Raw genomic sequence first — 13,279 nt, 5'->3', positions numbered from 1 at the left:
TTTACTCATGTTGCTCCACAAACTCAGTCAATTACCGAAACCCGAACCTTCCGTCCTTTTACTTTCTGGTTGTTGAGCTTCTTTACCAGCGCGAGCGATTTCGCTCGTGGTACGGCAACGTAGGAGTGTTGAGAGCCTAACTCAATAACACCCAGTTCTCCTTTTTTAAGGCCGCCCTGCTTGAAGAAAAGCCCCGCCAGATCCCCTTTGGATATCTTGTCTTTCCTTCCCCCGGAAACATGGATTGTGTCCCACTTGCTGGCTTTGATAGCGGGTACTTTTTTACTTAGCTCCAGCGGGATGGCTCCTTCAACAAAGTCAGGCAGTGGTGTTTTTTCCCAATGCATCAGGTAAGCCGTTCCGCTGGCGTGCATCCTTGCCGTCCGGCCATTACGGTGGGTAAACTCCGGCTCCCGGGCCGGCATCTGGTAGTGGATGATGTAGTCGAGTTCCGGCACGTCAATTCCGCGGGCGGCAAGGTCGGTTGCCAGTAAAACCCGGTGGGTGCCGTTGCGAAACTGTACCAGGGCCCGCTCGCGGTCAATCTGTTCCATGCCGCCGTGGAAGAGGCTGTGCTCGATGTCGTGCTCGTCGAAGTAATCACTCACAAAATCAATCGTCGCTTTGAAGTTGCAGAAAACAATTCCGCTGCCTTCCCGGGTATTGGCAACCAGGGCCCGGAGCGTAGAGAGCTTGTCTTTGTCCGGCGATGCCACACTGCGTAGCGATAATTTACTGCTGTGGCTACCGAGATAGTTGATCGTCAGGGCGTCTTCTAAGCCCAGGAATTCCGGGATCTCGATTCCCTGAGTAGCGGAGGTGAGTATTTTTTTCTGCAGGTTAGGCAGGCCGTCAATGATTGTTTTCATCTCGTCGTCAAAGCCCACCTCAAGCGATTTGTCAAATTCATCAAGCACGAGAGTGCGCACATAATCCGTATTGATGTTCTTGCGGCGGAAATGATCGGCGATTCGTCCCGGGGTGCCGATCAGTATGGCCGGGGGTGTTTTCAGCTCCGCCCGGTCTTGTGCTCCTGCCCGACCGCCGTAAAATGCATTGACTTTCCAACCACTCCCCATCTGCCGCAGTACCTGCTCAATCTGAATGGCCAGCTCGCGGGAAGGCACGATTACCATCGCCTGTACCTGCTCCGTTTTCTTCTTCAGTTCTTCAATAATCGGCAGCAGGAAAGCCAGCGTCTTACCCGTACCTGTAGGGGAGAGGAGTACTACCTCCGGGTTTTTCAGAATAGCCTTGCGGGCCTCTTCCTGCATGGGGTTGAGTTTCTCAATGCCCAGCTTGGCAAGAATGTCGGATTGGGTTTTCATGGGGGCGAAGGTAGGAAAGGGATATGCGATAAGCGATTGGCGATAGGTGATATTTGATTTAGCCGTAAACCTCAGGCCTTTGGCTCTATTCGTAAGCGGTAAATTTTGTCCAGGTCGTCCCGGAAAAAGATAGCTGAATGCTCGCTGAAAACCTTGAAGTCCGGGACGCTGGCGTGCCCCGGATACGGCCCGTAATGATGCGTCGGCCGGTCATTGCGCCAGAGCAGTGCCCAGGCAATACGGGAAGCGACGGGATCTTCGGCAATGGCGGGGAGGAGCGTTTGGGTCCACCAGCAGGGATCCGGGATGGCCTCAGCACCTGTTTCGGTCAGCGCGGCGAGCTTGCCGCGCGATTCGGCCATGCTCACCAGCAGGCGGAGCCGCCGGAGGAATTCTATTGGCTGGCCGCCGGGCCCTACGTCATGGTAGTCGTCGAGGCCCAGCACGTCGACGTAGTCATCGCCCGGATAGCGCTCCAGGTAATCTTTTTCGTCTTCGAAGATGTCCGGAGAATAGGCCCAGAGAAGGTTGTTGAGTCCTTTTTCGTCGGTCAGATAATGAAAGGTGAACCGCCAAAGAGCGACGTATTCTTCTTTGGTGCAGTGGGCGTTTCCCCACCAGAACCAGCTGCCCGTATGTTCATGAAAGGGGCGGAAGATGAGGGGAATGTCGCGGGTAATGATGGTGCCCAATTCCAGCTCATCAACAAAGCCGGCAAAGGCATCCAGTTTATCGAGATAGTCCTGATGTTTGCTGCCGCCGGGGAGAATACTGGCCACGACCCGCCGGCTGATGGACCAGGCCGTGCCATCGTGGAAGTTGTCCATATGCCAGGAGACGGTGTTGATGCCTCCGCGATGGTGAACTTCACGCATCCAGACCATCATGGCCTTGAAGGGGACGTCGTCCAGATTGTGGTTGGTTTTACCCATCCAGCCGAGGTCCCAGCCAAAGACAGCAGGGTGTTGGCCGCAAACGTCACTTATGTCGGTACGGAATTCGTGCCAGTCTTTCCACTTCACGCCATAGGCAAGGGAGTCCTGATGACCGAAGAGCGTACTTGTTTTAGCCAGCTCGCGCAGGTTTTGAAACAACGCACGGGTGGCGCGGGTGGCATTGGGGTTAGCGGTCATAGAAGGTAGAGCCTAAGGTAAGCATAGAAGCAATTGATTCTATGGACCTGGCTTAGATGTTATGCTGTCAAGACAATTACCTGCCTGCGAATGGCCATAATAAATCCCTGATGAAAAAGGGGAAAAGCTCATGGTGAAGAAAGGGAAAAGTCAGGGCAAAAAAAAGCAGTTTTAATAGAAAACCCCGCGTAGCTTTGTAGTCCCTAATCAAACACGTAAAGTGACAGAAAACAAAATTGTCCGGGCTATCACCCCGGGTAGCTTCGAAGCCGAAGCGCATTGGTATCCTAAAGCGTTAAACGCTACCATTCACCCCCTCGTAAGTTTCTTCCTTAATTTATCCACCGAGCGAATTGTCAGCAGGTATTGCCACCTTAATCCCAAAACGGATAAGGCAGTATTGCTGGACTTGCTGAACTATGAATGTCGTCACTTTTTGTGGAGTGGTGCCGACCTCATTCACGCCACTACGGCGGAAGGGAACCGGCGAATGGTAGTTATTGAGAATAACTCTTGCCCCAGCGGGCAAAAGTCGATGCCATTACTTGATGACCATGAAGAAGAAGGCGGCTATCGCCGCCTCGTGGAGCGAACCTTCCTTCCTTACGTAAACCGAAAGACCGGTGGCCCAAAGGTGGAAGGTCGCCTGGCCGTGATCTACGATAAGAACCCCATGGAAACGACGGGCTATGCAGCCATCATCGCTGATGTGTTTAAAGAAGACGTACTGCTGATCACTGATTACGACGGAGCTTCCTCCCGCAACCTGAAACTGGAAAATAACCAGCTCTTTGCCAGAGTGGAGGAGCAATGGGTGCCTTTGCGGGCTGCCTTCCGCTACGTTACGCAGAAGCCCTGGAACCGCCTGCCCTTGAATTGCCGGACCAAAATACTCAACCCGATTGTAGCCTGCCTGGCCGGTGGCCGGAACAAAATGGTTGCTGCAAAGGCTTACGATTTCTTCAATGGTGAACTTAGCGGCAGCGGCCTCAGAATTCATGCGCCGGAAACTATCCGGGATGTGGCTAAAGCAGAGATTCCGCTATGGGTTGCCCGCTGGGGCGGGTTGGCGGTGGTGAAAATCCCTTACAGCAATGCCGGGCAGGGCGTGTACACCATTACCAATGAGCAGGAGTTAGCAGCCTTTATGGACACAGATATTCACTATGATCGCTATATCGTTCAGAGCCTCATCGGAAATTACCAGTGGAGTTCGAATAGTAGCTCGGGGCGTTATTTTCACGTTGGGACCATTCCCAATAAACAAGGGAAGACGCACGTTTGTGATATCCGGCTGATGGTCAGCAGCACGGCAAATGGTATCCGGCCCTTGGCCTGCTACAGTCGCAGAGCTAGAAAACCCCTGGCAGACTCGCTGACGGATAATGACGATTCCTGGGCGATGCTGGGCACTAACCTCTCTGAAAAACTAGGAGATAACCAATGGTCAAGTGACGTTAACCGGCTGTTGCTGATGGATCGGCGCGATTTCAATCGTATGGGCGTGGGTTTAGACGATTTAATCGAAGCCTATATCCAGACGGTACTTTCCACAATCGCCATTGATAAAATGGCGAAGCAGCTTTACACTAAAAAAGGGAAGTTCAGTATGCGGCTCTTTAAGAGCCTGAATGACGATGCTGCGCTGCTCAATGAAGTTCTCTTATGAGGAAATACCAGTTTCTGATCCTGACCGATCATCGTGGGCACAGCGATCAAAATTCTCTTTATGCGCTGACCCGGAAGCTAGCGAAGGACCCGCGCACGGCATTTGTCTTCGTAGCCAGCAGGGGAGATGAACGCAATCGGGCCTTTTTTGCCGGCGAACTTAAGGCTCCTCTTTTTGGGTGCGAGGCAAGCGAACACTTCAACTACGACCCCTCTGGTGATCAGTTTTGCGGGGAGGACAGGCAGTTTACGGCTGCGGAGGCAGATGTGATCTGGCTTCGGCTACCGCCTCCGGCGGATGAGGCTTTCTTTGCCCGTTTATCGTCCATTGTGCCAGCACATTCAGCAGGCTCTGTGACCACGGATGCGCCATCTTCAGGACCAGTTATTATTAATAATCCGGCCGGAATTCTGGAAACGGGCAGTAAGGCTTTCTTGCACAATTTTCCTGGTTTTACGGCGGCGGTGCGCAGGGTGCAAAGTAAGTTGGAGGTGCAGCGTTTTGCCGCCCAACACCCCATCGTCCTTAAGCCCCTGCAGGAATACGGCGGCAGAGGGTTAGTGCGGATTATGAACGGTACCGCAGAGGTAAATGGGCATTCATTCCCCCTCGATGACTGGCTCGAATCTGCCACCAATGACCTTGAAGCGGGGAACTATCTGGCCATGAAGTACCTCAAAAACGTTTCTGCCGGAGATAAACGCATTCTGGTGGTTAACGGTCAGATATTGGGCGCCAGCCTCCGTTTGCCTGCTCCCGGACAGTGGCTGTGTAATGTCGCTCAGGGTGGTTCTTCCGTACCCGCCGAAGCCAGCCCGGAAGAGAAAGAAATGATTGCGGCAATTGCTCCTGTTTTGCTGAAAAAGGGCATTGTTATCTTCGGAGCAGACACCTTAATGGACGATGACGGAAAACGCGTCCTGTCCGAATTAAATACCAACAGTATTGGCGGTTTCCCCCAGGCGGAAGCGCAAACGGGCCGACCAATTCTGCAACAAACCATCAATGGAATCTACGAGTATCTCAACGAAAGGCTTTAATGACCTGCCGATTGTGCTTTCTTTTAACTTAGAGGACACTCCTCCGGGATCTATCCGTCATTACTGGCTACGACTGGCCAGCGACGGAATGGGGAACCCGATGCTGGTGCCTCTGATGGTGGCCCGTGGCCTTGATGACGGCCCCGTCCTGGGCCTGACCGCTGCCATTCACGGCGACGAACTGAACGGTATTTCCGTCATCCAACGCTTGTTCGCTGACCTGGACGTCGAAACCCTGAGAGGAACGGTGGTCGCTATTCCCGTGGTCAATATTCCCGGCTTCAACCGCCAACAACGGTTTTACGCTGATGGCTCTGATCTCAACCACCTCATGCCCGGTAAGGAAAATGGAAACGCCAGCCAGGTTTACGCCTACCGGCTGGTAAATCGTTTCCTGAAATTTACCGATTACCTGCTGGATCTTCACACGGCCAGTCGTGGCCGGATTAATAGTTACTATGTCCGTGCTGATATGAGCATAGAGGTAACCCGGCGACTCGCGCTCTTGCAACACCCGCAGCTTATTGTGCACAACCCTCCTAATGATGGTACTTTCCGGGGGACAGCCGATGCTCTCGACATCCCCGCCATCACACTCGAGGTGGGTAATCCGGGGGTGTACCAGAAGAAAATGATCCGTAGTGGTTTGGTGGGAGTACACAACGTGCTCAGCTACCTTAAAATGACGGATGATGAGACGCTGGAACCCAAGGAGTCTACCATAATCTGCAAGAAGAGCTATTGGCTCTACACCCAAACCGGTGGCCTACTACAGGTTCACGTTGAACTGCTGGATCGCCTGGAAAAAGGGCAGCTGATCGCCTCTCTCCGAAATGTTTTTGGTGAACTCATTAAGCAATACTACGCACCAGAAAAAGGCGTGGTGATCGGTAAATCCACCAGCCCGGTAAATCAAAGCGGAGGCAGAATTCTGCACCTTGGAATTGAATAAGGCTAATTAACCCTCTCCAGGCCATTCATTTCTGGATTCGGATGGTGAGTTAGCTTCTGCCAACCATTGCTCTTTAATGAGTCTTGCTTTGCACCGGCGTTTGCGCCGTATTTGGTTTAGCATCAAAGAACCAGGCAGTCAAAGAGTTCTTCCTGACTGCCTGACTCTAACCGGCTACTTCAAACTAAAAAAGAAGTCTTCACCGATACTCATTAATAAACCCAATGACCTTTTCAGCGAAAAGACCGGGCTCAGATTCCAGCGGACTATGTCCCGAACGCTCAAAAACAAAGATCTCCTTGTGCGTAGAACCTAAGTGATTGTATGCTTCCTGTGCAAACCTGGTCGGAACGACCAGATCATGTGCTCCCCAAAGAACTAAGGATGGTATGATTATTTCGGATAGGCGGTCCGTGAAGGACAGGTCACTCCAAAGCCCCATTTGAGTTAATAAAATTCCGATCTCTCCGTTGTTTCGGACAGCAAAACTCCGCTCTGCACCGTCCTCTCCAATAATTTGTGGTGAAACGATGACCATGTCTTGAGCAAGTACCTTTTCGGATTCGTGCGCTTTCGGGTTTAACTTAGAGAAATCCTCCTCACTGTAGTCAGGGCCTACATTTCGGACGAGCTCAAGAACACCCTCCCAGTGTGGTATACTGTTCCCCAACGCAATCTGCTCGTTGGCCTTTTCGGGTAATATAATCTGGTACTCGTGGTACAAGTCTTTAGGGCTATGGGCGCCAGCAACGTCGATCCACCCTAAAAAGGCATCCTGGTTTTTTAGTAAAGTTGCCGGCCCGAGGGTTCCTCCCCAGCTTGCACCCATCAGGAAGAACTTAAGGTCGTCACCGTATCTGGCTCGCAAAACTTTCACCAGGGCTAACACATCTTCTGCCATCAGGTCGATGCTCACGTCATCTTCCGAATAGTTTCCTTGTGCATTCCCGGATCCCCGTTGATCAAAATAGACAACAGCGTTATTTTTTTCAACCTCGGTGATCAACGTGTTTATCCGGGCCTCCAGGCCCAATCCGCCAGGGCCACCGTGCAGATAGATTAGGAACACTTTTTCGGAAGCGTTGCCGTGTACGTGAGCGGGCATATCCGCCTGTCGGTGTCTTAGGTAGATGGTTTCATTCAGGTCTTTAAGGTTCATTTCTTCCTTTCGTGCAGGAGAAGACGCTGAGCATTACGAATATCGAAAGGGCTGTTTTGACTTTGTTGAATTTCATGGCTGAAGGGCTTTATTTACGGGTGAAATTGAATTTGCGGCCGAAGTGCAGCGAGAAGATGGGCAGCACGGCAGCATTGTAGTCAGTCAGTACCGTATACTGAAGGTTGAAGTACCAACCGGATCGTTTGGTCTCTTTGCGGAACCGCCCTATACCAAAGGCGACGGAGGGGGCGTAGTAGCTTCTGCCGGGCAAGGAAACGCGGCTGACGTCATCACCCGCTACCTCATAGGTTGTGGGCAGCATCGAACGGTAAAAGCCAAGTGGATTGAGCTCAATGAAAAGCTCCCTGCTTTTAGCGTTGACTCTGCGGAGGGTGAGGCCGGAATAGGCGAAAATTCCGTTTTGGGTTTGGGTGGCGAAGTTTGTGGAGTAGCCAATATTACCGTTCAGTAGTAGTTGGCGCCTGATAGTCTTCGGACCTTTCCTTCTTTCTTTGATTTTGATCCTCTCTCTCCAGAGGTGTTCTGCACCAATATTGAGGCCTTGGTTAGAGAATATATTGCCAAAATACCCGACCTTGAAGTCGGTACTTCCCGCGAAGGATATGGGGGCAGATGTGTTTTGCGCCGAAAGCCTGGCCGTCAGCAGCAGCAGCAGGACAATCACAAGGTAGACTGAAGGCAGGGCGGAGGGGAAGTTGTATCCGTGAGGTTTCTCTCGTTCCGCCTGCCTGGCCTGACCGTAGCTTGTAGTACAATGATGGTCGGACAAGCCAGAAAGGCTTTTGGTTAAATGCATGATTTCATTCATTTGATTCTGGGGCAATAGTCGGCCAAATCCCGTCGCCAGAGGTTCCAAAACCTTGAATTTCCATGAATCCGAACCTAGGAATGTGCTTTTCGGTACCCGTTAGGGGTCATTCCCGTCATTTTTTTAAAGGCGGTGTGAAAAGTGGTCTTTGAGGAAAAGCCGGATTCCAGCCCGATGGCCAGTAAACTGTAGTTGTCAAACTCGGCACTGGCAATCATCGCTTTGACGGCTTCGACCCGGTAGCGATTGATGTAGGTCGAGAAATTATCTCCCGTGATGGAGTTGACGAGTTGAGAAACATAACCGGGGCTTATCCCCAACATCTCTGCAACTTTAGCCCTGTCCAGTGAAGGGTCAAGATATATCCGCTCGTTGGCACAGAGTGTTTCCAGCCTTCTGAAATAATCGTTTTCTTCGGTAAAAGAAGGCTCCTGCTTCTCCTCACTTTGACGTGGAGGCGGAGAGGATGTGGAGAGGGCTGGCTGGAGGGAGCCTGATTTCCACTTGCTGATCAAAGCCCGGATCTCTTCCTGATCTTTGGATAGTTTGAATTTGAAGATGCCTGCGTAAGTAATCCAGTGAATTAAAAAGCTGGCACCCAAAGCGATCGTTCTCAGCATCCACGCCATATTGATGTAGGAAAACATAGCAAACACTATGGATGAGACCCAGGAAGCCATAATGGCGAACACCCAGAACCAGAGCTGGGTTAGCCAGCGTTTTTCCCGGGAGCTATCAGCGTATTTGAGGAAAGAATATCCGTAGAGTAAAATGCCCGGGATGAAGACCAGTATCAGCAGAAATACACTGACCTCGGCTGCATCAAATAATACCTTAACTATTAAAGGAGCGGAAGCAAAATCGACAATCGCATTAAGCCCACTCAGCGCAACGGAGGAGAAATGCGGAAGAAACCACCACCACCGTTTACCGGAGCGCCGAATCGGGTGGTCCACCTGGTTGACGATAAACAATAATACCAGCACCGGAAAGAGTGCCCCGGAACTGAAAATATCAATGATAAAGGGCAGAAAGTCTTCCGGGTAATCTTCGGTGAGCTCATAAGCCAGGCTAAGCAAGGCGAAGGAAAGCCCCATCACCGCGTACGCCAGGTATTTATTGGCATCGCTCCGGAATATGGGCGACCTGAGAATGATCACTCCCAGTACAAGTCCCTGAAAAATAGCGATGCCGAAAAGGGCTGATAGTAATGACAATGTCCGGGGTTTTAAGTGATGTAACAGACCTTACAGGATACGTCTGAAGTTGCATACATCCTTGTTTGCCGGCAAATTTAGGAAGTCTTTAAGCTTCCTTGACGAGACGACAAAAACAGGAATCAGGAAGTTGAAGATCAGCCAGTAGCGTATTTGGCGCTACCGCAGGTGCAAAGCGGCGTTTTTAGAGAGCAATGAATTTCTGACAGAAGAGAGACAACCTTCTTCTCTTCATTGCTCTTTAAGAAGTCCTACTTTGCACCGGCGTCCGCGCCCATATTAGTAGTCTGGTAGTTCAGTAGTCTTGTCGTGCCCGTCACGCATGCTGCACGGCACTACAAGACTATCGAACCACCAGACTATGTACTCCTCCCTCCGCCAAGCCGCCCGAGACCTCGAAAAAGCAGGTCAGCTTCTCCGCATCAGCGCCGAAGTAGACCCTGATCTGGAAATGGCCGAGATCCACCGCCGCATCTTTGCCAAAGGTGGTCCGGCAATCTTGTTTGAGAACGTGAAGGGTAGCCCTTTTCAGGCGATGTCTAACCTCTATGGAACCAAAGAACGGACGGACTTTCTCTTCCGGAAGACCCTGCCCAAAGTTAAAAAGGTAGTGGAGCTAAAGGCCGACCCCGCCAACTTCGCCAAGGCTCCGCTCCGCTATGCCGGCGCACCCTTCACGGCGCTGAGCGCCTTGCCCCGAAAGCACCTCAATCCCGCCATCAAGTACGGCCAAACGACGATTGATCAGCTTCCGCTCGTCAAATCCTGGCCACAGGATGGTGGCGCCTTCGTCACCCTGCCACAGGTAATGACCCTGCCGCCAGGAAGCCGTAAACCGATGCAATCCAACATCGGAATGTACCGGATTCAGCTGACGGGTAACGACTACGTTACGAACAAAGAAATTGGCCTGCACTACCAGCTGCACCGGGGCATCGGCGTCCATCATACGGAGTACCTTAAATCTGATGAGCCATTCCGCTGCAGCATTTTTGTGGGCGGGCCTCCGAGCCACGCCTTCTGTGCAATCATGCCTTTGCCGGAAGGATTGAGCGAAATGACCTTCGCCGGTATGCTGGCCGGCCGCCGCTTTGGCTATACCTGGGACCGGGACTGGCTGCTGTCGGCTGACGCCGACTTCGTCATCACCGGCACCATCCGTAAAAACGGAATGATGCCCGAAGGGCCCTTCGGTGATCACCTGGGCTATTACAGTTTGCAGCACCCTTTCCCGGTCATGGACGTCGAAACCGTCTGGCACCGCAAAGATCCGATCTGGCACTTCACCGTGGTGGGCCGTCCGCCAGCGGAGGACAGCCAGTTTGGCTACCTGATTCATCAGATTGTTAAAGACCTCACGCCGGGCGAATTCCCCGGCATCAAACAGGTCAATGCCGTTGACGAAGCCGGTGTTCATCCGCTATTGCTGGCTATTGGTTCGGAACGATACATGCCCTTCCGCGAAGACGGTCAAATGCTCGTGCCGGAAGAAATTATTACCCAGGCGAACCGAATCATTGGCAGCGGACAGACGAGCCTGGCCAAGTATTGCATTATTGCCGCCGGCGAAGATGATCCCGAACTGGATGCGGACGACCAACCGGCCTTCTTCCAACACGTTCTGGAACGATTTGACCCTACTCGCGACCTTCACTTTCAGACCAAAACTACCATCGATACGCTGGACTACAGCGGCTCGGGCTGGAACGGTGGGAGTAAGTTAATCTGGGCCGTACGCGGGGAGAAACGACGGGAACTGACGACGGATTTACCCGCTAATTTAGCGTTGCCTGCAGGCTTTAGCGACCCGCATTTTGTGGCGCCAGGTATTCTGGCGGTCAAAGGGCCGGCGGTGCCGGGTGCCGACCCGGATCCCGCGCGACTCATTGCTTTTCCGGCTGGTCCGTCGGACAAGGCCCAGCTGGATAGTGCCGGTGCTAATCAGGCACTTAAAGATGTGGAGCGTTTTACTACGGCGGATCTGGGCGCGGACGCAGGTGCTATGTTGGAAAACGGAATAGCCATGATTGTTATCTGTGACGACAGTGCTTTCCTGGCCGAAGACTTCTCCAACTTCGTTTGGGCCACCTTCACCCGTTCCAACCCGAGCCATGATGTGCACGGCCTGGGTGCCTTCACCGAGCACAAGCACTGGGGATGTGCCGGCCCTCTGGTTATCGACGCCAGGGTGAAACCCTGGCATGCGCCAGGGCTGGTGGAAGACGCGCAGGTCAGTGGTCGTGTAGATCAATTGTCGGAAAAGGGCCTTTTAGGATGATTGTCCAACACTTATTCCGTCTTATCTTCGCCGCCCCCAATCTTACGGCCTTTTGCCCGTCATTATCCTTCATCCCGAGGGTCCGCTTCAACCAGCCGACCTGGACGACTACCTCACCGCCGGCTGGCGGCCAGCGGGGCAGTCTATTTATTGCTCGGACTATTTAAGGACGGACGATGATGCGCTCTATGGATGCCTGCAGCTAAGGCTTCCGCTCAGGGGCTTTGTCTTCAAGAAGCGCCACCGGAAACTAATGCGGCGGAATGAAAAGAAATTCCGGGTGGAGATTAGCCCGGCCCAACTGCCCGATGCTGCCATGTGGGAAGTAAACCGACGCTACATGGAGAAAAACCCGGAGAAAAGCCGACTGGACATTGAGTACCACGTTACGGGGGATATTGGCTGGAAAGTGTTTCATACCCACGTGGTTCGTCTTTATGACGGAGAGCGGCTGGCGGGCTTCAGCTTTTTTGACGCCGGGCAAACCTGTGCTTACACGAAGGCAGGTATTTATGATCCTGACTATGCTGCAGACAGCTTAGGGACTTACACGATACTGCTGGAAATTGCCTGGTGCATTGCTCAGGGGAAGTCCTATTATCACCCGGGCTACTTTTCACCGGGCTTTCCTGCCTTTGACTACAAAATGAGTTTTGGCCCGATGGAGTATCGGGAGGTGAGGTCGGGTGAATGGCTTCCGCTGCCCGCTGATCGGGCAGATTTTCCATCTGGCCCTTTGGCCGATAATCTGGAAGCGCTGGAGCGGCTGAAGGCCATTATGCCCAAAAAATTATTCCAGACTTCGATACTGGAATACCCCTCCTTCACCGCTTGTTTTCACTACCCGGGTAACCGGGTAGGCATGTTGGATGCTCCCTATCTGATGACCATTTCCGGTGCTTTATCGGGCATGGTCATTTACGACAATACGCTGGGGGAGTACCATTACTTTCGGGCGCTACCGTCGGGCCTGCGTGACATCAAGGTGTCTTCCGTTGGCCCATCCGGAAGGCGGCGTTACGAACAGCCCGTGAAAAAGGGGGAGGTTCTTGCCCGGGGAACTACTGCAGAAGAGCTGTTGGCCGGGCTTAACCTGACGGCTCCGGAGTAGAGGGACACCCATGGCTAACGCATACCTGCCGGGCGCTCACCGCACAGCAGCCCCGAAGGGTATACTTTTAGTCCGGCAGACAAACTCTCAGGATTAAGCTGTTCCGCCAATGTTTACTACGATTCCGGAGGAGTTGAGGCCTCAAGAGGCGGTCAAGTTGCAGGTGCAAGGCATGTCTTGCACCTGCAACCATCACCATTTTCAGCCGTGATTCCTCCGGAATAGCTGACGGAGCATCCTGCTCTTAGGACTGAGAGAAGAAAATAAAAATTATCACCAGCAAAACCAGAACTAGGATGCCAGTGATGGTGAAGAATTTTTTAGTCTGTGCAGCATTTTCTGCATTGATTTTTGGCTTTTTACGAGAAACTTTTCTTTTGGCCATGATCGGAAAATTGTAATGGTGAAACGGGCAAACGCCCATCGTTTGTTGGGCATCAAGATAGCCGTAGGGACTCAATTGGCAAAACACGGCTCCTTTAAAGTCATCATTGCACCAGCGTCCGCGCCTCCGCTGAGCTTGCCAAAGTGCATAATATGTTGCTTTCTCGCCTTGGTTTTTG

The 13,279-nt window shown here is 52.4% G+C and carries 11 protein-coding genes; 5 read left to right on the top strand and 6 right to left on the bottom strand.

Features of this window, described 5'->3' with window-relative positions; translation table 11 throughout:
• Window positions 1-23: 23 nt before the first annotated feature.
• Complete coding sequence (locus tag BM123_RS12675) at window positions 24-1,328, bottom strand: DEAD/DEAH box helicase (protein ID WP_090169058.1); 1,305 nt, start codon at window positions 1,326-1,328, stop codon at window positions 24-26.
• 71 nt (window positions 1,329-1,399) lie between these two features.
• Window positions 1,400-2,461, bottom strand: a complete 1,062-nt coding sequence (locus BM123_RS12670) for a glycoside hydrolase family 26 protein (RefSeq protein WP_090169056.1) — start codon at window positions 2,459-2,461, stop codon at window positions 1,400-1,402.
• A gap of 220 nt (window positions 2,462-2,681) precedes the next feature.
• Between BM123_RS12670 and BM123_RS12665 the strand changes: the two genes are divergently transcribed.
• Genes BM123_RS12665 through BM123_RS12655 form a run of 3 tightly spaced genes read left to right on the top strand, consistent with a single transcriptional unit; the run spans window position 2,682 to window position 6,122 of the window.
• Complete coding sequence (locus tag BM123_RS12665; RefSeq protein WP_090169054.1) at window positions 2,682-4,130, top strand: ATP-grasp domain-containing protein; 1,449 nt, start codon at window positions 2,682-2,684, stop codon at window positions 4,128-4,130.
• Window positions 4,127-5,170, top strand: coding sequence for an ATP-grasp domain-containing protein (locus BM123_RS12660; RefSeq protein WP_090169052.1), 1,044 nt, complete (start codon window positions 4,127-4,129; stop codon window positions 5,168-5,170). The genes BM123_RS12665 and BM123_RS12660 overlap by 4 nt, the downstream gene beginning before the upstream one ends.
• Entirely contained in the window at window positions 5,136-6,122 is a 987-nt protein-coding gene (locus tag BM123_RS12655) for a succinylglutamate desuccinylase/aspartoacylase family protein (protein ID WP_090169050.1), read from the top strand. Before BM123_RS12660 ends, BM123_RS12655 begins: the two co-directional genes overlap by 35 nt.
• Before the next feature lie 199 nt (window positions 6,123-6,321).
• On the opposite strand, the gene BM123_RS12650 is transcribed toward BM123_RS12655, so the two are convergent.
• The 3 genes from BM123_RS12650 to BM123_RS12640 all read right to left on the bottom strand — a co-directional run bounded on the left by BM123_RS12650 (window position 6,322) and on the right by BM123_RS12640 (window position 9,327).
• The gene (locus BM123_RS12650) at window positions 6,322-7,281 is read right to left on the bottom strand and encodes an alpha/beta fold hydrolase (RefSeq protein WP_090169049.1); all 960 of its coding nucleotides are present in this window, start codon (window positions 7,279-7,281) and stop codon (window positions 6,322-6,324) included.
• Between the two features lie 88 nt (window positions 7,282-7,369).
• Window positions 7,370-8,098, bottom strand: coding sequence for a hypothetical protein (locus BM123_RS12645; protein ID WP_139211874.1), 729 nt, complete (start codon window positions 8,096-8,098; stop codon window positions 7,370-7,372).
• Window positions 8,099-8,184: 86 nt separating this feature from the next.
• On the bottom strand, window positions 8,185-9,327 hold the full coding sequence (locus BM123_RS12640; RefSeq protein ID WP_090169044.1) for an AraC family transcriptional regulator: 1,143 nt from the start codon (window positions 9,325-9,327) through the stop codon (window positions 8,185-8,187).
• 361 nt (window positions 9,328-9,688) lie between these two features.
• Between BM123_RS12640 and BM123_RS12635 the strand changes: the two genes are divergently transcribed.
• Both BM123_RS12635 and BM123_RS12630 read left to right on the top strand, forming a co-directional pair.
• Complete coding sequence (locus BM123_RS12635; RefSeq protein WP_090169042.1) at window positions 9,689-11,605, top strand: UbiD family decarboxylase; 1,917 nt, start codon at window positions 9,689-9,691, stop codon at window positions 11,603-11,605.
• 52 nt (window positions 11,606-11,657) lie between these two features.
• Complete coding sequence (locus tag BM123_RS12630; RefSeq protein ID WP_090169040.1) at window positions 11,658-12,716, top strand: GNAT family N-acetyltransferase; 1,059 nt, start codon at window positions 11,658-11,660, stop codon at window positions 12,714-12,716.
• Window positions 12,717-12,960: 244 nt separating this feature from the next.
• On the opposite strand, the gene BM123_RS24225 is transcribed toward BM123_RS12630, so the two are convergent.
• Window positions 12,961-13,101 carry a hypothetical protein gene (locus BM123_RS24225; protein WP_175489366.1) on the bottom strand — a complete coding sequence of 47 codons (141 nt, stop codon included), beginning with the start codon at window positions 13,099-13,101 and terminating at the stop codon, window positions 12,961-12,963.
• Window positions 13,102-13,279 lie beyond the last annotated feature (178 nt).

It is taken from the genome of Neolewinella agarilytica (assembly GCF_900110645.1).
Classification (GTDB): Bacteria; Bacteroidota; Bacteroidia; order Chitinophagales; family Saprospiraceae; genus Neolewinella; species Neolewinella agarilytica.
This window is presented reverse-complemented; position numbering and strand designations above follow the sequence as displayed.

What these genes read in the sequence shown, in the direction of transcription:
- BM123_RS24225 (WP_175489366.1), bottom strand. Translation starts at nt 13,101, where the DNA reads ATGGCCAAAAGAAAAGTTTCTCGTAAAAAGCCAAAAATCAATGCAGAA.
- BM123_RS12655 (WP_090169050.1), top strand. Translation starts at nt 5,136, where the DNA reads ATGGAATCTACGAGTATCTCAACGAAAGGCTTTAATGACCTGCCGATT.
- BM123_RS12675 (WP_090169058.1), bottom strand. Translation starts at nt 1,328, where the DNA reads ATGAAAACCCAATCCGACATTCTTGCCAAGCTGGGCATTGAGAAACTC.
- BM123_RS12650 (WP_090169049.1), bottom strand. Translation starts at nt 7,281, where the DNA reads ATGAACCTTAAAGACCTGAATGAAACCATCTACCTAAGACACCGACAG.
- BM123_RS12660 (WP_090169052.1), top strand. Translation starts at nt 4,127, where the DNA reads ATGAGGAAATACCAGTTTCTGATCCTGACCGATCATCGTGGGCACAGC.
- BM123_RS12645 (WP_139211874.1), bottom strand. Translation starts at nt 8,098, where the DNA reads ATGCATTTAACCAAAAGCCTTTCTGGCTTGTCCGACCATCATTGTACT.
- BM123_RS12635 (WP_090169042.1), top strand. Translation starts at nt 9,689, where the DNA reads ATGTACTCCTCCCTCCGCCAAGCCGCCCGAGACCTCGAAAAAGCAGGT.
- BM123_RS12670 (WP_090169056.1), bottom strand. Translation starts at nt 2,461, where the DNA reads ATGACCGCTAACCCCAATGCCACCCGCGCCACCCGTGCGTTGTTTCAA.